The 22951-nt window shown below is 56.8% G+C and carries 24 protein-coding genes and 2 riboswitches; of the genes, 16 read left to right on the forward strand and 8 right to left on the reverse strand.

Annotation, left to right across the window (positions count from 1 at the left end; translation table 11 throughout):
* Position 1 precedes the first annotated feature (1 nt).
* Genes JW885_15145 through JW885_15155 form a run of 3 tightly spaced genes read left to right on the forward strand, consistent with a single transcriptional unit; the run spans position 2 to position 3612 of the window.
* Positions 2 to 790, forward strand: a complete 789-nt coding sequence (locus JW885_15145) for a hypothetical protein (protein ID MBN1883501.1) — start codon at positions 2 to 4, stop codon at positions 788 to 790.
* A gap of 17 nt (positions 791 to 807) precedes the next feature.
* Positions 808 to 1974: a hypothetical protein gene (locus tag JW885_15150; GenBank protein MBN1883502.1), complete on the forward strand. Its 1167-nt coding sequence runs from the start codon at positions 808 to 810 to the stop codon at positions 1972 to 1974.
* A 30-nt stretch (positions 1975 to 2004) separates the two neighbouring features.
* Positions 2005 to 3612 (forward strand): family 10 glycosylhydrolase, encoded by a 1608-nt coding sequence (locus JW885_15155; GenBank protein ID MBN1883503.1) that lies wholly within the window; start codon positions 2005 to 2007, stop codon positions 3610 to 3612.
* 78 nt (positions 3613 to 3690) lie between these two features.
* Here JW885_15155 and JW885_15160 read toward each other — a convergent pair whose 3' ends face one another.
* Positions 3691 to 4170: a hypothetical protein gene (locus JW885_15160; protein ID MBN1883504.1), complete on the reverse strand. Its 480-nt coding sequence runs from the start codon at positions 4168 to 4170 to the stop codon at positions 3691 to 3693.
* A gap of 255 nt (positions 4171 to 4425) precedes the next feature.
* Here JW885_15160 and JW885_15165 point away from each other — a divergent pair, with 255 nt between their 5' ends.
* The gene (locus JW885_15165) at positions 4426 to 4863 is read left to right on the forward strand and encodes a hypothetical protein (GenBank protein ID MBN1883505.1); all 438 of its coding nucleotides are present in this window, start codon (positions 4426 to 4428) and stop codon (positions 4861 to 4863) included.
* Between the two features lie 229 nt (positions 4864 to 5092).
* Positions 5093 to 5539 carry a hypothetical protein gene (locus JW885_15170; protein MBN1883506.1) on the forward strand — a complete coding sequence of 149 codons (447 nt, stop codon included), beginning with the start codon at positions 5093 to 5095 and terminating at the stop codon, positions 5537 to 5539.
* Between the two features lie 102 nt (positions 5540 to 5641).
* Here JW885_15170 and JW885_15175 read toward each other — a convergent pair whose 3' ends face one another.
* The 4 genes from JW885_15175 to JW885_15190 form a co-directional block, all read right to left on the reverse strand.
* Positions 5642 to 6160, reverse strand: coding sequence for a hypothetical protein (locus JW885_15175; protein MBN1883507.1), 519 nt, complete (start codon positions 6158 to 6160; stop codon positions 5642 to 5644).
* A 65-nt stretch (positions 6161 to 6225) separates the two neighbouring features.
* Positions 6226 to 6813: a periplasmic heavy metal sensor gene (locus JW885_15180; protein ID MBN1883508.1), complete on the reverse strand. Its 588-nt coding sequence runs from the start codon at positions 6811 to 6813 to the stop codon at positions 6226 to 6228.
* Positions 6806 to 7288 carry a zf-HC2 domain-containing protein gene (locus JW885_15185; protein ID MBN1883509.1) on the reverse strand — a complete coding sequence of 161 codons (483 nt, stop codon included), beginning with the start codon at positions 7286 to 7288 and terminating at the stop codon, positions 6806 to 6808. Before JW885_15185 ends, JW885_15180 begins: the two co-directional genes overlap by 8 nt.
* 99 nt (positions 7289 to 7387) lie before the next feature.
* Complete coding sequence (locus JW885_15190; GenBank protein ID MBN1883510.1) at positions 7388 to 7978, reverse strand: RNA polymerase sigma factor; 591 nt, start codon at positions 7976 to 7978, stop codon at positions 7388 to 7390.
* A 251-nt stretch (positions 7979 to 8229) separates the two neighbouring features.
* Between JW885_15190 and JW885_15195 the strand changes: the two genes are divergently transcribed.
* From JW885_15195 to JW885_15225, 7 genes are all read left to right on the forward strand, one after another.
* Entirely contained in the window at positions 8230 to 8979 is a 750-nt protein-coding gene (locus JW885_15195; GenBank protein MBN1883511.1) for a DUF1571 domain-containing protein, read from the forward strand.
* A 142-nt stretch (positions 8980 to 9121) separates the two neighbouring features.
* On the forward strand, positions 9122 to 9775 hold the full coding sequence (locus JW885_15200; GenBank protein MBN1883512.1) for a C39 family peptidase: 654 nt from the start codon (positions 9122 to 9124) through the stop codon (positions 9773 to 9775).
* Positions 9776 to 9966: 191 nt separating this feature from the next.
* Positions 9967 to 10145, forward strand: a riboswitch (cobalamin riboswitch).
* A gap of 108 nt (positions 10146 to 10253) precedes the next feature.
* Positions 10254 to 11180: a cobalamin-binding protein gene (locus tag JW885_15205; GenBank protein ID MBN1883513.1), complete on the forward strand. Its 927-nt coding sequence runs from the start codon at positions 10254 to 10256 to the stop codon at positions 11178 to 11180.
* Positions 11164 to 12159 carry an iron ABC transporter permease gene (locus JW885_15210; GenBank protein ID MBN1883514.1) on the forward strand — a complete coding sequence of 332 codons (996 nt, stop codon included), beginning with the start codon at positions 11164 to 11166 and terminating at the stop codon, positions 12157 to 12159. Before JW885_15205 ends, JW885_15210 begins: the two co-directional genes overlap by 17 nt.
* A complete protein-coding gene (locus tag JW885_15215; protein ID MBN1883515.1) occupies positions 12159 to 12944 on the forward strand; it encodes an ABC transporter ATP-binding protein in 786 nt (261 codons plus the stop codon). The genes JW885_15210 and JW885_15215 overlap by 1 nt, the downstream gene beginning before the upstream one ends.
* Positions 12925 to 13167: riboswitch (cobalamin riboswitch) on the forward strand. Its footprint overlaps the gene before it by 20 nt.
* A 29-nt stretch (positions 13168 to 13196) precedes the next feature.
* The gene (locus tag JW885_15220; protein MBN1883516.1) at positions 13197 to 15302 is read left to right on the forward strand and encodes a TonB-dependent receptor; all 2106 of its coding nucleotides are present in this window, start codon (positions 13197 to 13199) and stop codon (positions 15300 to 15302) included.
* Between the two features lie 194 nt (positions 15303 to 15496).
* On the forward strand, positions 15497 to 16609 hold the full coding sequence (locus JW885_15225; protein ID MBN1883517.1) for a D-alanine--D-alanine ligase: 1113 nt from the start codon (positions 15497 to 15499) through the stop codon (positions 16607 to 16609).
* A gap of 156 nt (positions 16610 to 16765) precedes the next feature.
* On the opposite strand, the gene JW885_15230 is transcribed toward JW885_15225, so the two are convergent.
* The 3 genes from JW885_15230 to JW885_15240 all read right to left on the reverse strand — a co-directional run bounded on the left by JW885_15230 (position 16766) and on the right by JW885_15240 (position 20707).
* Positions 16766 to 17218 carry a hypothetical protein gene (locus tag JW885_15230; GenBank protein ID MBN1883518.1) on the reverse strand — a complete coding sequence of 151 codons (453 nt, stop codon included), beginning with the start codon at positions 17216 to 17218 and terminating at the stop codon, positions 16766 to 16768.
* 84 nt (positions 17219 to 17302) lie between these two features.
* Positions 17303 to 18895 carry an AMP-binding protein gene (locus tag JW885_15235; protein MBN1883519.1) on the reverse strand — a complete coding sequence of 531 codons (1593 nt, stop codon included), beginning with the start codon at positions 18893 to 18895 and terminating at the stop codon, positions 17303 to 17305.
* Between the two features lie 135 nt (positions 18896 to 19030).
* Positions 19031 to 20707: a long-chain fatty acid--CoA ligase gene (locus tag JW885_15240; GenBank protein MBN1883520.1), complete on the reverse strand. Its 1677-nt coding sequence runs from the start codon at positions 20705 to 20707 to the stop codon at positions 19031 to 19033.
* Positions 20708 to 20977: 270 nt separating this feature from the next.
* Between JW885_15240 and JW885_15245 the strand changes: the two genes are divergently transcribed.
* The 4 genes from JW885_15245 to JW885_15260 are packed head-to-tail and all read left to right on the forward strand — an operon-like array spanning position 20978 to position 22929.
* Positions 20978 to 21784 (forward strand): hypothetical protein, encoded by an 807-nt coding sequence (locus JW885_15245; GenBank protein ID MBN1883521.1) that lies wholly within the window; start codon positions 20978 to 20980, stop codon positions 21782 to 21784.
* Positions 21781 to 22230: a D-tyrosyl-tRNA(Tyr) deacylase gene (locus tag JW885_15250; GenBank protein MBN1883522.1), complete on the forward strand. Its 450-nt coding sequence runs from the start codon at positions 21781 to 21783 to the stop codon at positions 22228 to 22230. Before JW885_15245 ends, JW885_15250 begins: the two co-directional genes overlap by 4 nt.
* A gap of 13 nt (positions 22231 to 22243) precedes the next feature.
* Entirely contained in the window at positions 22244 to 22738 is a 495-nt protein-coding gene (locus tag JW885_15255; GenBank protein MBN1883523.1) for a DUF1285 domain-containing protein, read from the forward strand.
* Positions 22735 to 22929 carry a hypothetical protein gene (locus tag JW885_15260; protein ID MBN1883524.1) on the forward strand — a complete coding sequence of 65 codons (195 nt, stop codon included), beginning with the start codon at positions 22735 to 22737 and terminating at the stop codon, positions 22927 to 22929. The genes JW885_15255 and JW885_15260 overlap by 4 nt, the downstream gene beginning before the upstream one ends.
* Positions 22930 to 22951 lie beyond the last annotated feature (22 nt).

Here is a 22951-nt window from a genome sequence, read left to right on the forward strand (position 1 = left end):
CATGGAAGAACCGACGGGCCCAAGAGGAAAGGACGGGGGAGGGGCGGGAATCCTCATGCGCGCCGTCGAGGGGATGACCCGAGGGGTGAAGCCGGAACGGGTCGTCCGGGAGGCGGCTCTTCTGACCGTCTTTGCCCTGGTTGCCGCGATTTCCTACGTCCGCTACCTGTTGGATATGGCGGTCGGGCGGGGCATGCTGGGGTTGGAGACGGCGTCCGTCGTCTTCGTCACCGATCTGTTTTTGCTGGGTGTGCTCTTGTTTTTATGCGCCCTGGTGGGGCTCTCCTTCGCACCCCGGTATCGCCTTCCGGGGCTGGGGCTGACAAAACGGGTCGTTCATGATCTGCCGCTCCTGGTTCTCGGCGGCCTGGCCTTGGCGGCGCTGACGTTTTTCCTGTTCGATCGATACTTCTATGCCGTCTCCCCCGGATCATATCCAGTATCTCCGCTGATGCTGATCTCTCTTCCAATGAAGGGCGCCGTCACCGATGAGGTCATCCTGCGGCTGGGGATGCTGACACTGGCGGTCGGACTGCTCAGGCACCGGGGGGCGGGCGTCATGCTGATGGCGGCGCTGGCGGCGCTGATGTCGCTCAGGTATTTTCAGTTTCTGGGGATCCCGATCGGCCTGAATTATATGATGATCGCCCACCTTTTGATCTCATTTGTGGGGAACCTGGCGCTGGGATATCTGTATGTCCACCGGGGCCTGATGCACGCGATGCTCCTCAAGGCGGTATACGGGAGCAGGTATCTGGCGGTGGCTTTTTTTCTGGCGGGGGGGTGCTGATGGTGTCGGGTGGAAGAATGGTGTCAAGACGCATCGTCTCGTTCGGGTTGGTATTCGTGATCTTTTCCGTGACCGGTGCACTCTCCGCCCGGGGGGAGTCGGACCGGCTCACCGAGGAGCTTCTCTTCGGGATGGACCTGATATATAATTGCGACATGCAGGGCGGCGGGGAGGTGTTCGATAGGATCATTGATCGCGAGCCCGACAACCCGGCCCCCTATATCTACAAGGCGATGGTCTACCTCTCCCTTCCCCCTCGGGAGACGGGCGACGGCCCGCCCCAGATCGACGAAGGGGTGGTGGAGGACCTCCTGATTATGGGGACAAGATTGGCCTCGGAATATCCCTGGGGGGATGAGGACCGGGGACGGGGGGAGCTGCTTTCGGCCACGGGATATTCTCTCCTGGCCCAGCTCTATCAGGCACAAAGGCGATACGTACCGGCGGCGGATGCGGCGATGAAGGCCGCGAAACACATCGATGAGGCCTACGCCCTCACCCCAGAGGACCCGGACGTCCTCTACGCCCGGGGGCTTCTGCTCTACGGTCTCGCAACGATGCCGGATGTGGCGAGAACCCTGCTCTCTCTTGTCGACATGCAGGGCGATAAAGACGAGGGGCTGGCGCTGATATCCACTGCGGCGGCGGACGGCGTCTATACCGCTTCCAGTGCACGGATGTCGCTCTTGTTTGTGCTGGTGAATGTGGAACACGATTTCGCCGGGGCGATCCCCCACGGGGAAGCCCTTCTTTCCACGTATCCGCACAATCCCGAAATTTATTTCCCGTACGCCTACGCCCTTTCCATGATCGGGGATTTCGATGGGGCTCTGGTGATCGCCGCTGAACTGAAGGCCGGCATCGACCGATCTCTTCCCTATTTCGACGACGCGATCATCCCCCGGTACCATCACCTGAGGGGGAAGATATACATGGACATGGGAGCGTATGATCGGGCGAAAGAGGAGTTCGAGGCGGCCCTGACGGTGACGGACGTCAACTACGGGTGGGTCCGGGCCCTGGCGCTGGCCCGGATGGGGATGATCGAGGATCTCTGGGGGAATCGGGAGGCCGCGGTGGATCTCTATTGCCGGGTGATTGACGAGGATATCCCGGGGGTGGGGCTGGAGCTTTCTCTCAAGTTTCTCGAAACGCCCTATGACGGGACCAACGAATTTGAATGATATATTGGTTACTGAGTATGAGGTGGCAGTATGCAGCGATTGAGCTATGACCCGAAGAATCCGATCTATTCGATCTTCGATGAGGAGTTCTCCCTGGAAATCTTCACCATGGAGAACGTGTTCGGCTTGGACCCCGAACGTACCGAGGTCAAGATCGAGGGTGACAAGGCCCTGGTGACCGCTCGGGGCCTTACCTGGGCGGGGGGACAGGAGAAGTGCGACGGCGGGGCGATGCTGCTTGTGGAAAAGACGGAAAGCGGGCTTCGGTTCAAGGTGGAGGCGGCGCATCAGGAGAAACTTCGCTCGGTCAAGGTAATCCTGCCGGGTCGAAGGGGAGGAGCCGTCACCAGCGATTACGCCCAGGACATGCCGATCCTCGAGGGGGGCATGGTCTATGAATATCCGCACTGGCACGCCTTTATGCTGCGCATGCCGTTGGTTATGTTGAAAAACGGCGGAGAATACACCTACTTCCTCTCGAAGGATGAGCGGGTGACGGCCCGGAGGTTCGGATTCTTCCATCGCCAGGACGACCCGGAGCTTATAGACGTGGAATTGATTTACGAGGCGCCCGCCACCGGATTCGGGGAGATTATCGTCACCCCGGCCTGGGAGATGGGGGTGACGACCGACCCCCGCAGCGTCGCGGAACTCTACCTCGCCTGGGCCGCCGAAACGTACGGGTTCAGTCCGTTTGAGAAGAGGGAAGACGTGCCGGACTGGTTTCGGGATATCAGCCTCATCGTCTCGATTCACGGCATGCATTTTTCCGGCTACGTCTTCAACACCTACAGGGAGATGCTCAATACCATCAAATGGTTCGCCGAGCGTATGGAGGGAAAGAGGATTCTCGCCTACCTCCCCGGCTGGGAGGGCCGCTACTACTGGCAGTATGGGGATTACCGCCCCGATCCGCGCCTGGGGGGACAGGACGGGTTCAAGCGGCTGGTGGAAGGCGCCCATGAGCTGGGGGTCAACCTGATGCCGATGTTCGGTGCCAACTGCACGAACAGCGGACACCCGGATTTTCCTGACTACGGTCCCATCTCCCGGCTCCACGATGCATCGGGCACCCGTTTTGTGGGCAACAAGCCGGACTGGAGCGGCGATCGCGCCTACGACCCGGGCTGGCAGATATGGCTCAATCCGGGCGCCCCGGCCTGGAAGGACAAGCTGGTCGAGTCGTTGTCGGATCTCATCGATCAGTACGGATTCAGGGCGGTGTTTCTGGATACCCACTTCACCTGGACGAATGATCCCTATTACGACGTCTTTGAGGGATATCGCGCCATCAAGAGCGAGCTGAAGAGCGCGTATCCGGATCTCCTGCTGGCAGGAGAGCGCTGGTATGACGCGCTTCTTTCCATCACGCCGCTGTTTCAGATGGACGGGCCGGCCAACTGGGAGGATATCTATGCGAAGTACGCCCTGGCGACGCCGCACCTTTCAACGCCGTCACCCTGCCGAGGGAGCACAGGCGTTCACGAGGACGGATATCTCCCCTTCGCCATGCCCGAGCGAGAGCCCGGAGTGATCCCGATGGTGACCGTTGTGGACGGGACCCTGGCGGCGGCGCCGGACCGGCTGATGGACTATATCAAGCTCGCGGAGGTGTTCGAGGCGGGGAGGAAGAAGTAAGTACGTCGTTGTAATATAAAACGGGGAATCGGAAAGAACTCCCGATTCCCCGTTTCCGTTCGTTTCGGCAGGAAGTGATTATCGGCTGATGGTGATGTTATCCTCCCAGACGCACTCGAATCCCGAGGGATGGAGGTATCGTGAGCTGCCCCTGCCCCATCCGTTGCTGTCCGAGGAGAAGAACAGCGCCATGGCGTTGGTGGCCTCCCCACCCTCGTCGTCCACGATGTCGGTGTTGGAGACCATAATCTGTCCCTCTTCAACCCGACCGGTGAAGATGCACATGGAGGGGGGAGCGCACGTTCTTCCGGAGAGGAACGTCAGGGTGACAACGTCACCCGCCACGGCGATGGAAAGCTCCCCGGAACCGGGTACCCCCGGGGGACACATGCCGACGATGCTCATGGGCGTGACGGTATAGGTCCATACGCCGGTGAAATCCACTTTTGATGGATCCACCGGTATGGGTGTGGGTTCGATACTATCCTGGGCGGTTGCGATGGCCGCCGGGATTACCAGAGCGCATACCATGAGTATACATATCATAAAACGTTTCATGCGGGTTCTCCTGAAAAGAGAAATGTTAAAATTTCTATATATTGTACCAAACATGAACCGACTTTTGTCAAGGATTTTCATGAGATAAAAGAGCGCCTCACCGGACCCACACCGGGCGGTGTATATTCATGATACAATGACACGGGGGGTGCGGCACGGCGGGGAGGGATGGGGGAGGGGCGGGTTTCGGAAATTTGCGCTCAATTGTATGTAATTGAAAAAGAATAACAGTAGTGCAGTGGGAGGCGATGAGATATGGCGCGAAGACTGTGTGTAGCGGCGATACTGCTCATGATGATTTTGACGATCCGGGGACCGGTGTCCGCCGACGAGGTGTATGTCAAGATTCATGTCAGTGATGTTGACATTGATGCGACGTATACATCGAGCGATACGGTTTACTACGCCTGGATGTTTCGGGCGTGGACCAACGATTTCGAAATGCCCCACGAGATGCTCGCCATAGAAACCGTCTATTCGATACGGCTCTACGATCAGGAAGGAATCACGATCGCCTCGGACGACAGCTCATTTCTCTTTACTCCCGAAGATCTGATAATCCTGGAAACCCGAGGGGATTCCATCTACGGGAGATATGAGCGGACGATATTCGGAGAGGCGACGATTGATCGGGCGCTGTGGGATCGATTTTCCGAGTGGGAGGTGGTGGTGGGTGCCAGCGATTTCAGGTAGCATGAAACGCTCCACAGGTCTTTGTACTCAATGTCGCTCCACTGAGAAAACGGGATCGCATTTTCGGGGCGTTCTCAAACAACAGGGATAAAGTTCAAGCACTCATTGGGAACATGAGCGCTCCTTATCGATAAAACATTGTCTAAATAAACTTGACAAGTATGTCTGTTATATGTATTGATAATATATTTATTTGCATTTGATATATTCCTGATTCAAGAGATATGGTATGAAAAAACTCGCCGTTATTTCCTGTGCTCTTGTGTTGCTTGGATCAGTCTTTTGTGTGCCCTGTTTTTGTGAGGATTTGTTTGTTGAGGTGACCGATTTCTATGTGGATATTACCAAGATGACGAATAACTATGTGTATTTCACCTGGAAGTTCACGGCGAAAACTGATGACACATACTTCGATAATAGCGTATATACCAGTAACAGTTACAGGTATGAGGTATACTACTCGATACATGTACGTAACTCCAGCAATTTTGTTACTCGTAACGCCGTGCGATCATTCTATTTCACAAAGGATGATTTCACCATTCTACGTGCAACAAGGGATTCCGTCTTCGGCCGTTTCCAGAAAGAGGTTTCCGATAACTATATTGTCGAAAAAGATGTCTGGTTCGGGAGAGATTCCGTGGAGATTGTCATCACGGACGTCTATCTGAAGTAATAGAGAGAGTGATATAAAAAGGGGGGATGCGGAATCCGCATCCCCCTCGTTGTTCGGCGTCGGAAGTTGATGTCGGCAGCCGACGCCCGCTATGTGTTTTTTTTACCAGCGCCAACATCCCCGACCGTAGCCCGTGCCGGAGCCCATGCCGTAGCCTTTTCCGTAGCCCATACCGTAACCCATGCCGTAGCCCATACCGTAGCCTCTTCCGTATCCCATGCCGTAGCCGCCGTTAAAGGCGTATGGATATTCGGAGAGCTGCTCGTCGGTCAGCACGCCCCGCGCCTCGTCCCGATACTCCCGCCTGAGGTCGATCAGTTCACGGTTCAGATCGTATATGTCGTCCTCCAGGGCGTCCGCCTTCGTGTAATTCGGGTTGTCGTCCCGGTAGATTTTGTCAAGCTGATCCTGCTTGTCCGCGATCGAATCCATGATGGCCTCGGATTTCTCCCAGTATTTCTCCTGGATGTCCGCAAGCCGCTCGTTCTGGGTATCGGTCATGGTGACGTCGTTTCTCCAGCACCAGGGTGCATAGGTATAGTCGGTCGTATCCGCCGCCAGAACCGCCCCCGCCGTCAGTGCCAGTGCCATGATTATTGTGAGTGTTACTATTCGTTTCATTGTATGCTCCTTTTCTCGTTCGATCGATGTGCGATCGTCTGTTACGTTTGTAGTTATAGGTTTCTTCAGGGACAATATCCCTTGCCGGATCCATAGCCGGATCCGTTGTTTTTGTTCTGATTTCGCCAGCCCTTTCCCTTGCCCTTGCCCCTAAAATCATCGTCGGTGTCGTACTCGTCGTCCCACCGTCCCCGTCCCATGCCGTACCCGCCGCCGGGACAGAGCCGCTCCTCCATGTGTGTGGTGAATATCTCGGCCTGCTCCGGGGTCAGGACGGCGTGCACCTCCATCATCTGCTCGGCGATCATCTGCTCCAGTTCACGCTGGAGGTCCGCGATCTCGGCGATTTTCAGCTCCACAGCGTCGGGATCCGGCTCGTCCTGTCGCATCAGCTCCGTCAGCTCGAAGCGCTTTTGGGAAAGCTCATTCTTGATGTCGTTCATCTCCTCTTGGTTTTTTGAGATGATCTCGTCGATGGTCTCCCGCTGTGCGTCATCCAGCATGCCGTCTCCCAGCCAGGTATGAAATCCGAACGAATCGGGAGAGATCGTCGTTTCCGGCGTGACGACGTGCCTGAGGGCCATCGTGCCGATGAGCCCCAGGTTAAGGGCGACGGAAAGGATCAGCAGGATAATCAGCGTGTTTCTACTCATCGGTCACCTCCCGGTCGAAATAGAAGGCCGTCAGGGATTGGGGCGGTGCGTCCATCAGGTATTCGACGGCCAGGGGATCGGTCTGGGGCTCGGGAGTTGCGACGGACGGCGTAAGAAAGGTAAAGAGCGGCAGAACGCCCGCGGCCAGGCCGATGGATGCGGCCAGCGCGTAGGCCGCGGCGTGCCGTAAACGCATATCGAACATGTTCGAGATGCGATCGGCGATGGATTTCCTCCCCTCGATCTCCCTGATTTTCCCAAGAACGAGATCTGTGATGTCGAACTCGGGATCAATCGTGCGGTGCGCCAGGGCCCCGGAAAGCGTGCGATGCAGCTGCTTTTCGCGCCTGAGCGCCCGGGCGCAGTCTTCGCACCGGGCCAGGTGACTCTCCAGCCGCTCGGCCTCCTTCTCGTCCAGTTCTCCGAAGAGATATGCGGACAGGAGCTTTTCAAACTTTCTATGTTTCGTTTTCATCGATTGATTCCCTTTCCAATCCGTTCCCGTCGTGCGTTCCCACTATTTCGTTCTTCTGTACATATAAACCGGATCATGGTATAAATCCTTCGGTTTGCCTTACACATTTTCGCTCGGTGCGGTGACGTCCCGCTTTTCCAGCTCGCGTTTGAGCTTCCTTTTTGCCCGTATCAGAAGAGAATCCACCGCGGATTCGCTGTCACCCGTCGCCTCGGCGATCTCGGTATAGCTCATATCAAGGGTATATTTCATTATCAGAACGGAGCGCTCCCTTTCAGACAGGGTCGAAAGCGCGTCCTCGATGAATCGGGACTCCTCGGCGACCAGGGCCGCTTGTTCAGGATTGTCGTTCTCTGATGCGACGATTGGATCGACGGTGTCCGGATCGTCGGTCTCCATCGGAACGGAGACGGGGCGCTTTTTTGCGATGACCTTGTTGATGGCCAGGTTGTGGGCCACGCGAAAGAGATACGTGGTGAACTTCGCCGTGGGGCGATAGCGCCTCCTGGCTTCATATATGCGCAGGAATACCTCCTGGCTCAGCTCCCGGGCGGTTTCGATGTTTTGGGTATATCGAAAAAAATAGTTGATGACAGCCCCCTGGTGACGGCGCACCAGTTCGCCGAAGGAATTCGTATCCCCCTCTGCTGCGGCCTTCATGAGTTTCTGATCCAGGTCGATGTCGGTCATCGGTCGTGGGTATTTCCGTCTCGTCGATATGTGCCTGAAAATTCGTTCATCGGCTTCTGCGCCTTTCTACTATAAACCGACGTGTCGGCGAAACACTGCGACGATATATGAAAAAAACAGAAATCATATTCGATTTGGTATCGACACGTAATAAATATCCGAAAAAGTACGGACATATACTATGCTATACTATATCATGGACGATGACACACTGCATACACATACCTCCATGTGAAGGAGCTGCTTCGAGTATGAAACGGATACCGATTTTTCTGATAATCATGCTCTGTGCGGCGTATCCGGTATGCGCCGATATGTATTCCGTAAAAACCGATGATCTTCCCTTGTCGAATGATGTCACAATGGCCCTGTCACTTCTGGAGGATGCGCTGGAGACGGCCCGGGGACTTGAGGATTATCAGGTGACGCTGTTCAAGCGGGAGCGGATCGACGGGATCCTGGGCGAGGAGGAACGGATGACCTTCAAGTGGAGGCGGCCCTTCTCCGTGTATGTCCGGGTGGAGGAGGGAGGTGACAAGGGGCAGGAAATCATCTATGTGAAGGGCGAGTATGAAGACAAGATGATTGTCAGTCCCGGAGGGATCCTCGGCGGGATGACGCTGAAAATCGCCCCGGACAGCGGCATCGTCACCAAAAACAACCGCCATATCATCACCGAGGCGGGTATCACTCCCACCCTTGAGCGGATCATATCGATCATCGTCACGGATTCGGAGAACCCGTCGTCTCCCATTCGGGTGGAGTATCACGATCATATTTTGTTTCAGGAGAAGCCGTGCAACCTGATACGGGTACATGAAAACAGCTACGCGTATCTGACCGAGATATATTTGTACCGGGACACCCTGCTCCCCGCCGCCTTCATATCATATAATGAGGCAGGAGAGCTGATCGAGTCCTACCGGTATCAGGATTACCTGATCAATATCGGGCTCGGCGAAGATGATTTCGACCCGGACAACGACGAATACAATTTTTAGGAGAGGGCGTCCCCCCGCTGCGGGCGGCGTATCGCACGCCGCCTGTGGTGCCCGGTTATGGCCCGGAAACCATCTTTCGTTATAAATGACCGTGTGGTGAGGTCCGGTCTCTCTCTGATTTCAACCTCAAAGGGGTATATCAATGAATGAGCGAACACGCCGTTTTGTGGTATGGGCGATGTGTGTTGTGTTTGTGATGTCGGTTGTCCCGGCCGCGGCCGGGGATTCGATGCTCCTCGACATCTCTGACACGTATTGGGACCCGGAGCGGGAAGACAACGGGGAAGGATGGTGTGGGGAGGCGTGCCTGGAAATGGCCATGGCGTATTACGGGGTGGACATTTCTCAGAAGGAGATCAACGAGGCGGCCGTGGATCGTACGCCGGGCCTGATCGAGGAAAACATCGACCAGGCCATGGATGCCCTGGGCGTTACCTATGTGATCTGGGACGACGAGGAGAGTGATCTGGATCTGTTTTTAGAGTGGATTCGGGAAGGACTTCGGCGTGGGCATCCCGTGCTCGTGGGCACCAAGATCTATCCGGATGAGCACCCGAGGTGGTTTGTGGATCATTTCGTGCTTGTGGTGGGCTTTGACGAGCGCGGGCTGGTGATGAACACCCAGTTCGATCTGGACGGCAAAATCCATGTATCCTATGCTCAACTAAAGTCTTGGGACGACGGATATTCCTTTGCCAGCAGGCATGATACGTATTTCGGCAGGGTAATCACGGGAGTAGACACGAATAGAGGCCCCTCCGGCGGGCAGAATCCCGGGGCGGGGAGAGTCAGATGAGATATCGATCTGACCGGGGATGATTTCAATCCAAACAACGGGGAGTATGATTTCCGATGCTCCGAACGGCCTGTGTCTTTGTCGGCGTCTCATCGATACGAATATCGTTGACAATCGAATGTCGTGGCATATAATAGAGCACGATTTTCAAAAGGGGGGGGGTGGATTGATCCATCGGCCCTCCGAGATGAAAAGACAAACAAGGCGCTTTTGCTTTCCGACGATCGGAAAGCGCCAGGGAAGATGGTGAAGATCGAGGACAAGTATTTTGCTCCTGGGTCGTATTCCGTCGCTGCCCCGCAACTGTGAATGGGCGAAAAGAATATTGACGCCCGAAAGCCAGGAACCTGGATGCGCCTGAAAGACCAAACAGTCTTCCGAGGGGAGGGCGGTCTTCCGCGAAGGCGAGTTTTCGTGCCGCAGCAGGAATACACCCCGCCCTTTTGAAGGGCGGGGTTTTTTGTATCGAATGAAATATATGTACAGACATCTCATTTGTGCGGTTATCATTTTTGCGCTTGTGGTATCAGCGGGCGTCTCGTGCCGTGCCGGGGAGGCGAGGTCCCTCATCGACCAGATGGGCCGGGAGGTGACGGTGCCTGAAAACCCAGGGCGCATCGTCTCCCTGGCCCCGAACATCACGGAGATTCTCTTCGCCCTGGATGCCGGGGATCGGGTTGTGGGTGTGACCGTCTTCTCGGACTACCCGGAGGCTGCGGCCTCGATCCCGGTGGTGGGGACGTACATCACCCCGAACCTCGAAGTGATCGTGGCCCTGAAGCCGGACCTGGTCATCGCCACCGCCGACGGCGATAAACAGGAGCCCCTGGCGATTCTCGAAACATTCGGCATCCCGGTGTATGTGATCAATCCGAAGGGCGTCGATGATGTGATCGACACGGTCATTGAGATCGGCGAACTGGTGGGAGAGGGTGAGGAGGCGCGGAAGATCGCAGACGAGATGCAAGGCGTCATCCGTGATGTGGAGGAGCGGGTGAAGGACCTCGAGCCGGTATCGGTGCTGATGGCGCTGGATATCGAGCCGGTGATTACCGTCGGGACGGAGGCCTTCGCCCACGAGCTCATCGAGCGCGCCGGCGGAGTGAACGCCGCCGGCTCCCGGAAGATACGCTATCCCCGGATTTCCCTCGAAGCGGTGATTGCCGCGGCGCCGGAGGTGATCATCATTCCCTCCATGTCGTTCGAGGCGGATACCGAGCGGGCCCTCGCCTTCTTCGCCGCCTATCCGACCATTCCCGCGGTGATGACCGGAAGAATCCACGTGATCGAGGCGGATATCGTCACCCGCCCCGGTCCCAGGATCGTGGAGGGTCTTTTCAATTTGGCTGCTCTTCTTCACCCGGACGCTTTTAAAGATATGCCCGACGATGAATCAGAGACGTAAGCTCATCATCACCGTGCCGCTTCTGCTTTTAGCCGTGGCGGTGACGGCGCTGATCGCCGCCGGTGTGGGCGCGGTTCATATCCCTATCCGGGATGCGGTTCTGTCGATTTTCCGTCCTGATTCCGTCTCCCCCGAGACGCTTACCATCATCCGGGAGCTCAGGCTTCCCCGGATCATCGTGGGGCTTTTGGTGGGGGGCGGCCTGGCGCTTGCCGGGATTGTCTTCCAGGCGCTGCTCAGAAATCCCCTGGCGGATCCATACATCCTGGGTGTTTCCAGCGGCGCGGCGGTGGGTGTGGTGACGGCGTCGCTTTTGGGGCTGGGAGGGGTGTTTTGGGCGTCGAAGCTGTTCGCCTTTGCCGGGGCCATGACCACCGTGATCATCGTATTCCGCATCGCCCGTATCAAGGAGCGGCTCTATCCCCACACGATGCTTTTGACCGGCGTGATCGTGAACGCATTCTTCTCCGCGGCGATCATGTTTTTCATCTCCATCGCCCGGAGCGACCAGATATACAGCATCTTTTTCTGGCTGATGGGAAATCTGGCTCTCTCCTCCATGGGGGAAGCACTGGTGCTGGGGATAGTGTTTGTCTGTGTCTCCGTGATCGTCTTCTACCATGCCCGGAACATGAATCTCCTCCTGGGCGGCGACGAGTCGGCGGCGTCTCTGGGGGTGGAGGTGGAGAGGACCAAGCTGGTGCTGTTCGTTGCGGCGTCGGCGCTGACGGCGGTGGTGGTTTCCGCCGCCGGGGTGGTCGGCTTCGTGGGATTGATCGTCCCCCACATGCTGAGGATGGTCCTGGGGGCGGATCACCGGGCGCTCATCCCCACGGCGGTGCTCTTCGGCGGTCTGTTTCTGGTCGTCGCCGATACCGCCGCCCGGACGGTCATCGCCCCCCTGGAGCTGCCGGTGGGAGTGCTGACGGCTTTGTTCGGGGCGCCCTTTTTCATCTACCTTTTGCGGAGGGAGCTGTGATGATAGAGACACAGACCGTCCGCTTCCGGTACCGCGACGACTGGGTCATTCGTGATGCCAGTATAACCATAGACGATGGGGAAAACGTGGCCGTCATCGGGCCGAACGGGTCCGGCAAGAGCACGCTGTTGAAAATCCTCGCGGGGCTCCTCGTCCCCCAGAACGGGCGGGTGCTGCTTTCGGGTGTTGAGATTTCGGGGCTTTCCCGGCGGAAGATATCCCAAAAGATCGCCCTGGTCTCTCAGGATGGGGGCGGCGATTTCCCCTTCAGTGTCCGGGACGTGGTCCTCATGGGTCGGGCGCCCTATCTTTCCGGGTTCGCCCTGGAGAAGCGGGGGGATTACGAGCGGGCCGAGTGGGCAATGCGGGTGACGGATCTTACGGCTCTTCAGGATCGACTGATGATGGAGCTTTCCGGAGGAGAGCGGCAGCGGGCCTGTATCGCCCGGGCCCTGGCCCAGGATACGGATCTTTTGCTCCTCGACGAGCCGACGGCGTATCTTGACATCGGCCACCAGGTCGCCGTGTCCGGTCTTCTCAGGCGTCTTCATCGGGAGTACCGAAAGACCGTCGTCTCCGTCACCCACGATATCAACCTGGCCTCGACCTTTTTCGATCGGGTGATATTGATGTCGGACGGCGCGGTGCTTGCGGATGGAACGCCGAATGATGTGATTCGGGAAGAATATATACGGGATGTCTATCACACCGAGGTGCTGGTCGATACAAATCCGATATACGACCGGCCCCGGGTAACCCTTTTGGATACAAAAAGGGAGGTATAGTGTTATGTGAGCTCGAAAATGAACGGGAAGACGGTGCAAATCCGTCGCTGCCCCGCACCTGTGAGTGGGAACGACCGCCGTATGAGACGCCACTGCGAATCAGAGAGATGCCGTTCACAAAACGTTATGGGACGTATGAGCTTCGGCATTTTTCGCTCGCGGGAAGGCACGGCCAGTAGGACGCCCATAAGCCAGTAGACCGATTTTCGGGCCTTTTTCAACCAGCCTTTTCGAGGGTGAAAGGAGGTTCTCATGAAACGCTGGTTTGTTTTCTGTGTTGCGACATTGGTGCTGTGTGTGTGCGTGGCCGGTATCGCCCCGGCCCAAGACGAGGATGATGAGCTGCTGGTCCCGGAGATCAAGGTGATCTACACCAGGAGCGAGACCGATCCCCGTAAGATTCCGGCGTCCGTGACCGTCATCGACGCCGAGACCATCGAGAAGTCCGGGGCGAAGACGGTGCCTGACGTGCTCAGGCGGGAAGCGGGCATCAACATTACGAGCCTGATGGGTAACAACACATTCGTGGATGTGAGCACGAGGGGGTCAAGCAGGGGTACGGATACGCTGCTTATGGTCAACGGCGTCCGATTGACCGAGCCGACCCTGGCCGCCGGGGACTGGTCCCTGATACCGCTGGAGGCCGTCGAGAGAATCGAAATCGTCCGGGGGACCGGCACGGCCTACTGGGGTGACAATGCCACGGCGGGTGTCGTCAACATCATCACAAAGAAGGGATACGATGTGCCGTTCGCCACGGTTGGGACCCTCTTCGGCTCCTACGGGAGATTCGAGGAGACGGCAAGCGCCGGGTACTCTCATGACCTGTTTCACGCCTTCGCATCCGGTTCGTACTCGGCCGTCGAGGGGTGGCGGAGAAACAGCGACGCCGAGGAGCTGAGCTTCGTCGGCTCCGTCGGCTTCACCCCCACCGATATCTTCTCCCTGAGCGTGGACGCGGGCTACGTGTCCGACTCCTTCGGCCTTCCCGGAGATCTGACCGCGGCCGACGAGGAAACCTACGGGCGGGATTACTCCTCCACCGACCACGATCGTGGGGCGGGGGAGCGGTTTTACATCACCACCGGTGTCGATTTCGACTTCGATCGGTTCGGCATGTTCACCGCGGATTACTCCTACCGAGACGGCTACTGGTGGTGGGACTCCTTCGATGTGAACGGCGGGTTCGACAACAAGTCGAGAAACAAGAGCGTCGAGCACAATGTTTCCGGAAAGTACGTCTGGGACGTCGCGCTGGGCCCGGTGGAAAACCGGGTGACGGTGGGCGGCGAGTATCGTGTCTATGACTGGAGTTATGGGCTCTACTGGCCGTCAATGACCACCTGGGTGGACGATGACCTGGATCGGACGACCCGGTCGTTCTACACAACCGACGAGCTGACCCTGTATGATATGGTCGTGTTGAGCCTCGGGTATCGCTACGAGCATGCGCAGAATCACTTCACCATGGATAACCTCAATACCGGTCTGGTCACCGAGTCGGACGAATTTTATACCAACCAGGCGTACACGGCGGGGATCACGTTCTTGTACGGAAAGGAGGGGACGCCCTTCTTCGAGGACGGAAGCAAGCTCTACTTCCGGTTCTCCCGGGGCTATCGGCTGCCGCTTATGGATGAATATTTCGGCGTCGGCCTTCCCTCGATCAACGAGGACCTGGAGCCTGAGATCGTCGTCAGCTACGAGGTGGGATTTGAACACTACTTCACCGAGTATCTCCGCCTGACTTTCGATTACTACCGGACGTATTACGAGGACGAGATCGTCTACGACGGCAATATGAACGTCAATTTGGATAAGACCGTGCACGAGGGGATCGAGGTGGGTCTGTACGCGGAGCCGCTGGACTGGTTGAGCCTCTACGCCGCCTACGCGTGGCAGCGAACGGTCATCTATTCGGACGGGTACTATGCCATATACGACACGATATGGCCGGCGCCGCCCAGTTACGAGGGATATGAGTACAGCAGCCTGCCGATGATCCCCGAACATACGGTGAGCTTCGGCCTGGGGATCGACTGGAAGGGCATCGCATTCAACACCGACGCCCGGTGGGTAGACGAGCGGATTTACGACAGCGACTTCACCCGGCAGACCGAAACCCTCGACGATTACCTCGTGGTGGACGCCCGCCTGGGGTACACCCACGATTTCGACTTCATGAGGCTGGAGGTGTTCTTCGGCGTCAACAACATTTTTGATGAGGAATATGCCGATTACGGCGTATATACCTACGAGTACTTCGACTGGGGGACATTTTCCGTCATCCCGGCGAGTACCTCCACCTATCGCCTGCCCGGCCGGGAGTTCTACGGCGGGGTGACCGTACGCTTTTAATGCCCGGATACATCAGAGGAATGTATTACCCCCGGACGGTATGTCCGGGGGTTTTGTTGTTGGGCGGGTCGGAGCCGTTGACAGCCGGTGTGTGACGTGATAGAAGAGAACACGGTCGTTTTCATGGAACCCGGCGATATACAGCGGTGTCGATACATACATCGGGATTATCAATCAAGAAACAGAGGAAAGACGTGAACAAACAGAAAATCGGCGTCATATTCGGCGGGCGTTCGGGTGAGCACGAGGTATCACTGGTGTCGGCCACATCGATCATCGAGGCCCTCGACCGGAATCGGTTCGAGGTCGTTCCCATCGGTATCTCCAAGGAGGGGCACTGGTACACGGGTGCGGGGGTGATGGAATTCCTGAAGGGGAGGCCTTCGGCCGGGCCCGCACACGCCGCGATTCTGCTGCCGGACAACGAGGGGGGGCTTCTGACCTGGGACGAGGGGAGGGGGCGGGAGAGGCTGGACTGTGTGTTTCCGGTGCTCCACGGTCCCTACGGAGAGGACGGCACCGTCCAGGGGCTTCTGGAGCTGGCGGGTGTTCCCTATGTGGGGTGCGGAGTAATGGCGTCGAGCCTGGCGATGGACAAGGTGGTCTCAAAGGCATTGTTCCTTTCCCTGGATCTGCCCACGGCGCCGTATATATGGTTCCACTCATCGGGGTGGAAAGCTGACGAGGAGGGGGTCATCGCCGATATCGAAAAGGAGCTCTCCTACCCGGTATTCATCAAGCCCGCCAACATGGGGTCGTCCGTGGGGATATTCAAGGCCCACGATCGAAATGAGCTGTCCGACGCTGTGCCGCAATCCATGCAGTATGATCGAAAGGTTCTCGTGGAGGAGGCGGTTGAGGACGCCATGGAGATCGAAGTGTCCGTTCTGGGAAACGACGAGCCCGAGGCCTCGGTCCCGGGAGAGATCATCCCCTCAAACGAGTTTTACGATTACGATGCGAAATATGTGGACGGCAAGTCCACAGACAAGATACCGGCGGATCTGCCGAAGAATGTTATCGAGCGCATCCGTGAGCTCGCGGTGGAGTCGTTTCGGGCCATAGACGGCTCAGGCCTTGCCCGGGTTGATTTTCTGGTGACCCGCAAAACCCACGAGATCTTTCTCAACGAGCTCAATACCATCCCCGGCTTTACCTCCATCTCCATGTATCCGAAGCTGTGGGAGGCCACAGGCCTCGGCTATTCGGATCTGCTCACCCGTCTGGTGGATCTGGCGTTTGAGCGGCACGCGGTCAAGTCGTCTTTAGCCACCTCGTATCAGCCGAAAGAGGACTGGTATAAATAGTACCCGGGGTGTTGTGGGACGAAACATGGCGGGATAAGCAATGGTCGCCCCGGCGTATCGCTCGTATGGCTGTTTTTAAAACGACATTATATAAAATAAAAATAAAAGGGCGTCCGATGTCGGACGCCCTTTCGCTTCCATATTCATATTGAGCTGCTACTGCTGGTTTCCCCAGATATACCAGTTCGGATAGACGTAGACCCAGTAGCCCGCCGGGATGTTGGAATAGCCGGCGTAGCTCGTGCCGCTCCAGTATCCCCATTCATAGAAGTCACCGTAGCCGCCCCGGTCGTCCGGAACCGAAATGGTGGTTAAAAGATTGTAATACTTGCCGTTCACCGACGCCCTCACCGCGTCGGGGGAGAGGGTTGGGGCGCTGACCGCCGGTCCTCCCGGCTGTGCCGGTCCAACTGCGGTGCCGCCGCTCGCTCCGGGCCCGGCCGGGGTCTGGGGGGTGGTGCCGGTGGTCGGCGGGGCTGGGGGTGCGGGAGCGGTGATCTCTTCGGCGTCGCCTCCGCCGGTTATTATGTCGATGATCTTATTACAGCCGGAAAGGACCGGAGAAAAGGCGATTACCAGCGCAAATAATATAAAAACCGTCCGTTTCATTATCTTTTTCCTCAATCTATTATGGAAAAAAAGGTAATACTATTGTTTCGTCCCCGGGTCTGAATACATGCTGACATAAAATCGTCAGTCCGCCATATCCTTTAGGATCACCTTTCCATCGGCGGTCTTGTTCATTTCCCGAAGGAACTCCACCTCCACCGGCGTTTTGAACGGGGACAGGTTGGCCCTGCAGTAGGAGATAATGTCCTTACCGGAGAGGGCCTTTCCCTCCTCCAGCACCACAAACGCCTTGACCGCCTCACCGGTCAGCTCATCCGGGATTCCGATCACCGCCGCATCCACCACCAGGTAATGTTTCATGAGAACATCCTCCACTTCCCGGTGATAGACCCGGTTTTCACCCACGAAGATGATGTTTTTCTTGCGTTCCTCCAGCCTGAAATAGCCGTCACCGTCCATGACGGCGATATCACCGGTGAAAAGCGAGCCGTTCTTGACGGTGTCCGCGGTTTCATCCGGCATGGCCCAGTATCCATGCATCACCTGCGGCCCCGAGATCGTCAGCTCACCCGATTCATTGGGCGCAAGCGGTCCCTTTCCGGACAGGAGATTTACCACCTGGGCGTCGGTGCCGGGCAGGGGCAGGCCGATGGTCCCCGGCTTCCCCTTTCCGGACGCCGGGTTGATGTGCGTCAATCCGGACGCCTCCGCCAGGCCGTATCCCTCGATGATCGGAACGCCCGTTATCCGGCGGAATGATTCCCGAGTCGATTCGTTGAGGGGGGCCGCTGCGGACATGGAGAGCTTCAAGGTGGAAAAATCGAGCTTTTCGATGATCGGTGAATGGATGAGGGATCGATACATGGCGGGAATCGCGGGGAAGAAGGTCGGCCGATCCTTTGTGATCACATACTCGAACTTTTCCGGGGTGAATTTGTTCATGACGATGATGGACGCCCCCAGACGTATCGGCAGGTCCAGGGCCATAGTCATGCCGTACAGGTGGTTATAGGGGGCGGCGGCGATAAAACGGTCGTCCTTCGTGAGGTGCCCCTTAAACCAGAGCGCCACTTGCTCAACATTGGTGGCGATGTTCCTGTGGGTGAGCTGCGCGCCCTTGGAGACGCCCGTAATGCCTCCGGTATACTGAATGACCGCCGTGTCCTCCGGCGTGATTCTCACCTCCGGCTTCGACTTCGGGTGGTGATTGATGAGTGTGGAGAAGTTGTGAATATCGCCCTCGTAGGTGATTCTACTGAAATACCCGGTGGTCTTGGCGATGTATTCCTTGAAGAACCGAAGCCGCTTGGGATAGAATCGGCGGATGTTGGTCAGAATCAGGTGTTTGATACCGGTCTTGTCTTTGATGGACAAAAGCCGCTCAAAGTCGCGCTCCAGACCGATGACGACACCCGTCCGGGAATTGGTGAGAATGCGGGATATTTCGCTTGTTGAGGATTCCGGGTTTAGACCGATCATGGCGGCCCCGGCCTTGAGGATCGCGTAGTAGGAGATGATGGTCTGGGGAAGGTTCGGCATCATTACCGCCACCCTGTCTCCCGTCGTGACTCCCAGGTATGTCAGTGCATTGGCCAGGGAATTGGAGAGTTCATCCAGTTCACGGTAGGTCAGACGATTTCCCTTGAAGAAAATGGCCGGCTTCCCGGGGTGGGCGCCGGCGGACTTGGCAAGGTTGTCTATAACGGTATCATCCACAGCTCCAACGTCCGTAGGAACTCCTTCATCATAAGACGCATGCCACGGTCTGTCCATAGTGCCCCCTTTGTGTGATGATCAGGAAAGACAAGACTTTACGCCGCGGTCGATATACCGGGTCGACTCGATTCGGCGTTAAGACTTCTTCTGTTTTTCGATCTCCTGGGCGCGAAGTTCTTTTCTGAGGACCTTGCCGACGGTGCTCTTGGGGAGGCTGTCTCTAAATTCCACGAGCTTGGGCACCTTATATTTCGCCAGCTTCTCCTTGCAGTAGGAGATAATCTCATCGCCGGTCATCGTCTCTCCCGGCTTGGGTACGATAAACACCTTCACCGTCTCGCCCCGGTACTCGTCCGGGACCCCCACGGCGCACGCCTCCTGCACCTTCGGGTGCTCATACAGCACCTCGTCGATCTCCCGGGGATAGATGTTATAGCCGCCGGCGATGATCATGTCCTTTTTCCGGTCCACGATGTAGAAGTAACCGTCTTCGTCCATAGTCGCCACATCGCCGGTGTAGAGCCATCCGTCGCGAAGGGTTCCCTTCGTTTCGTCCGGCATGTTGTAATACCCCTGCATTACCTGGGGGCCACTGATGATGAGCTCTCCGGAGTTTCCCTGCTTGACCTCGGTTTTTTCGTCGTCCAAATCCACGATGCGACAGTCCGTATCCGGCAGCGGCACGCCGATGCTGCCGATCTTGGTTATACCGCCGAAGGGATTGATGTGGGTTACCGGTGTCGACTCGGTCAGTCCGAAGCCTTCGACGATTTTCGCACCGGTCATGGATTCAAATTCCTTGATGACCTCCACCGGCAGCGGCGCCGAACCCGAGAAGCAGCCCTTGATGGATTTCAGGTCGCTCTTCTTGGTGTCCGGATGGGCCAGAAGCCCGATATACATGGTGGGCACCGCCGGGAAAAAGGTGGGCTTGAAGCTGGTGACCGCGTCCAGGATGGCGCTCGGCTCCGGCCGGGGGATGAGTATGTCGGCCCATCCCATATAGATGCAGAAGTTCATCACGCAGGTGAGGCCGAACACATGAAAAAACGGGAGCACGGCAATGCCGATTTCACCTCCCTCGGTGAAGGTGGGGAACCACGCCTTGAGCATCTGAACATTCTTGCAGAGATTTTCGTGGGAGAGCATGACGCCTTTGGAGACGCCGGTGGTGCCGCCGGTGTACTGGAACAGGGCGGTGTCGCTAAAAGCGATGTCCGCTTTAATGGGTGTCGGGGGATATGCAGCCAGGACCTTTTTGAAGAAATGAACGTTCTCCGCTTGGGGGACATCCGCCTTCATCCCCTTCTTCTTGGCGACCAGGGGAAACAGAAGACTCTTGGGGAAGGGGAGGTAATCACCGATGCCGGTGACGATGATGTTCTTCACCTTTGTCTTGGGCTTAAGAGCAATCATTCTCGGTGCCAGAAGGTCCAGGCAGACCAGCAACACGGACTCCGAATTATTAAGCTGGTGTTCCAGTTCCCGGTCGGAGTATAGGGGATTGTTCATCACAACGATGGCGCCGATCCTGAGGGCGGCGTAGAACGCCACGACGCATTGAATCAGGTTCGGCAGCAGGATGGCGATTCGGTCCCCCTTTTTGACTCCCATGTCTATGTATGCCGCCGCCAGGCGGTTTACCATCTCGTCCAGTTTTTCGTAGGTAACGGTATAGCCCTGGAAAATAAGGGCGGTATTTTTGGGATACTTTTCCCGTGATCTGGTCAGCGCCTCAGGGAGGGTTATTTCGTCGTAGTCGATATTGTGGGGAACTCCCGGGGCATACGATGTGTGCCACAGTTTGTCCATGGATCGGGTAATCCTTTCTTGTTGGTGTGAGAAGAGCTGTAAAGAAAAATTCCGTATCAGAAAGCAGAATTATTGTATGTCAATGACCCGTCAATATGCAAGAAAAAATGAAAAAAGACGCATCCGCCCGGGGGGAAAAGTGATAATCCTTTCCTCACGACATGCTCCCCTTTGTGCCAGTGTTGTGGTGCGGCTTTCTTTTTCCTTGAAAACCTGCGGGATATTTTTTATAGTGTGTCCCACAAAGAATGTGAAAAGCGGTGTATCTTTATGGGGCTGATTTCACTGTGTCATCCCGATGACACGAAATCCTGCGGCGCCTGCTGCGGGCTCTACAACTGGACCGATCATAACCGCAGACAGGTGACGGAGCTCGTCAATCGTCGTACCGATATCTTTCGCTCCGGCATGTCGTACGGAAAAGACCTTCTGATCATCAAGGAAGAGCTTCAGGCGGCCGATTCCCTGGAAAGGCTCTTCGAGGTGATCTATAACTGCCCCTTTGTCGGCTTTGTGGATCAAGAGCGCCGACAGGTCGGCTGCATGATTCACCCGGTACATCACGGCGGCCGGGAGCTGAGGGACATTTCGCTGTACGGCGCCGAGCTGTGTCACGGTCATGAGTGTCCCAGCCATCAGGTGCTGACCGAGGTGGAAAGACGGCTTGTCATCGACAGCGTTGACGACTGGTACCTCTACGGCCTGGTAATCACGGATATCGACCTGATCAAAGAGTTCACGACCCTGGTCAGCAACCGGCTGGGCGAGGAGATACGGCCGCATCTGTTCAAAAACCGTCGGGTTCGAGACGCCGCGGCGTCCTTTTTCCGTCTCAAGGAGACCTGGCCCTATCGCAACGGGCAGCGGCGTTTCGGAAAATATTCGTTTTCCATCGCCGAGTACCACATAGAGCGGGATGTGGCCGAGGGGGAACTGGACATCCCCGAATCCCCATTTAAAAAGATTTTTATAAGCCTCGCCACCCGATTCGAGAACGAGTCCGATGCGAGACGGGGCCACGGGATCATCGAGGACAGCATCACTCGGTTTGTTCAATTGTACAGGGGGGCGGCGTGAGGGCGGTTGTACAGCGGGTCTCAAGGGCCCGGGTGGATGTCGAAGATCTGACCGTGGGAGAGATCGGGATGGGGCTGTGCGTGCTTTTGGGGGTGGAGCGGGGGGACGGGGAGGCCGACCTTGCCTACGTATTTGATAAGATCGTGAACCTGAGAATATTTGAGGACGACGAGGGGAAGATGAACCGATCGCTGCTGGAGGTGGGCGGGGCGTTGCTGGTGGTGTCTCAATTCACCCTGCTGGGTGATGTCAGGAAGGGAAGGCGACCCTCTTTCGTCGCCGCCGAGGAGCCGGGGAGGGCCAATGAGCTGTATGAACAGTTTCTCGCCCGCGCCCGGGAGATGAGCATCGAGACGGCGGGAGGCGTATTCCAGGCGATGATGGATGTGACGCTCACGAATCAGGGGCCGGTCACTTTCATTGTGGACAGTAAAAAACGTTTTTGATATGATATGTCAAATGGATTCTTACAAGCCGTATACCATCTCGATCGACAAAGACGGGCTGTGGTATTACAACGGACGTCAGATTATTCACCCCACGGTCCTGAGAATGTTCAACGACGGGCTCAGTCTGCTTGATGACGGAACGTACATTCTTGAGGTTGAGGGAGATCGGGCGCCGGTGGAGGTGGAGGACGCGCCGATCGTGGTTCGGGGCGTCATGCCGGTCAAGGATCGTGATGACGGATTGGTCGGTTTCATCCTGGCCCTTTCCGACGATACGAAAGAAGCGCTGGACCCTGACACCCTCAGTATCAATGAAAAGAACATTCCATACTGCATAGTGAAGAGGGAGGGCGTAAACGCCCCCCGGGGGCTGATGGCCCGGTTCACATCCAAGGCGTACTACGCCCTGGCGGAATATATCGAACATGACGAGGATGAAGACGCCTATTTCATCGAGACCGTGCGGAAGAGATTTACAATACCGTATCAGGGGGCCGATGCATGAGGGGAGATCTGGGCAGCCTTGTCGGCAAGGATGTGGAAGTCATGGCCAATGGTACCGTCTACAGGGGAAGGCTCATTGAGGTGGGGATCGAGGAGGTGTACCTCAGAGCCGATACGAGATGGATTACCATCATGACCTCAGCGGTTAGCGAAATACATGAGATTCACAGCTCCGAGACCGTGGATCGATGACCGCCGGATAAATTCATATGTG

The sequence above is a fragment of the Candidatus Zymogenaceae bacterium genome, from assembly GCA_016931225.1.
Taxonomy (GTDB): Bacteria; Desulfobacterota; Zymogenia; order Zymogenales; family Zymogenaceae; genus JAFGFE01.

What these genes read in the sequence shown, in the direction of transcription:
- JW885_15145 (MBN1883501.1), top strand. Translation starts at nt 2, where the DNA reads ATGGAAGAACCGACGGGCCCAAGAGGAAAGGACGGGGGAGGGGCGGGA.
- JW885_15150 (MBN1883502.1), top strand. Translation starts at nt 808, where the DNA reads ATGGTGTCAAGACGCATCGTCTCGTTCGGGTTGGTATTCGTGATCTTT.
- JW885_15155 (MBN1883503.1), top strand. Translation starts at nt 2,005, where the DNA reads ATGCAGCGATTGAGCTATGACCCGAAGAATCCGATCTATTCGATCTTC.
- JW885_15160 (MBN1883504.1), bottom strand. Translation starts at nt 4,170, where the DNA reads ATGAAACGTTTTATGATATGTATACTCATGGTATGCGCTCTGGTAATC.
- JW885_15165 (MBN1883505.1), top strand. Translation starts at nt 4,426, where the DNA reads ATGGCGCGAAGACTGTGTGTAGCGGCGATACTGCTCATGATGATTTTG.
- JW885_15170 (MBN1883506.1), top strand. Translation starts at nt 5,093, where the DNA reads ATGAAAAAACTCGCCGTTATTTCCTGTGCTCTTGTGTTGCTTGGATCA.
- JW885_15175 (MBN1883507.1), bottom strand. Translation starts at nt 6,160, where the DNA reads ATGAAACGAATAGTAACACTCACAATAATCATGGCACTGGCACTGACG.
- JW885_15180 (MBN1883508.1), bottom strand. Translation starts at nt 6,813, where the DNA reads ATGAGTAGAAACACGCTGATTATCCTGCTGATCCTTTCCGTCGCCCTT.
- JW885_15185 (MBN1883509.1), bottom strand. Translation starts at nt 7,288, where the DNA reads ATGAAAACGAAACATAGAAAGTTTGAAAAGCTCCTGTCCGCATATCTC.
- JW885_15190 (MBN1883510.1), bottom strand. Translation starts at nt 7,978, where the DNA reads ATGACCGACATCGACCTGGATCAGAAACTCATGAAGGCCGCAGCAGAG.
- JW885_15195 (MBN1883511.1), top strand. Translation starts at nt 8,230, where the DNA reads ATGAAACGGATACCGATTTTTCTGATAATCATGCTCTGTGCGGCGTAT.
- JW885_15200 (MBN1883512.1), top strand. Translation starts at nt 9,122, where the DNA reads ATGAATGAGCGAACACGCCGTTTTGTGGTATGGGCGATGTGTGTTGTG.
- JW885_15205 (MBN1883513.1), top strand. Translation starts at nt 10,254, where the DNA reads ATGTACAGACATCTCATTTGTGCGGTTATCATTTTTGCGCTTGTGGTA.
- JW885_15210 (MBN1883514.1), top strand. Translation starts at nt 11,164, where the DNA reads ATGAATCAGAGACGTAAGCTCATCATCACCGTGCCGCTTCTGCTTTTA.
- JW885_15215 (MBN1883515.1), top strand. Translation starts at nt 12,159, where the DNA reads ATGATAGAGACACAGACCGTCCGCTTCCGGTACCGCGACGACTGGGTC.
- JW885_15220 (MBN1883516.1), top strand. Translation starts at nt 13,197, where the DNA reads ATGAAACGCTGGTTTGTTTTCTGTGTTGCGACATTGGTGCTGTGTGTG.
- JW885_15230 (MBN1883518.1), bottom strand. Translation starts at nt 17,218, where the DNA reads ATGAAACGGACGGTTTTTATATTATTTGCGCTGGTAATCGCCTTTTCT.
- JW885_15240 (MBN1883520.1), bottom strand. Translation starts at nt 20,707, where the DNA reads ATGGACAAACTGTGGCACACATCGTATGCCCCGGGAGTTCCCCACAAT.
- JW885_15245 (MBN1883521.1), top strand. Translation starts at nt 20,978, where the DNA reads ATGGGGCTGATTTCACTGTGTCATCCCGATGACACGAAATCCTGCGGC.
- JW885_15255 (MBN1883523.1), top strand. Translation starts at nt 22,244, where the DNA reads ATGGATTCTTACAAGCCGTATACCATCTCGATCGACAAAGACGGGCTG.
- JW885_15260 (MBN1883524.1), top strand. Translation starts at nt 22,735, where the DNA reads ATGAGGGGAGATCTGGGCAGCCTTGTCGGCAAGGATGTGGAAGTCATG.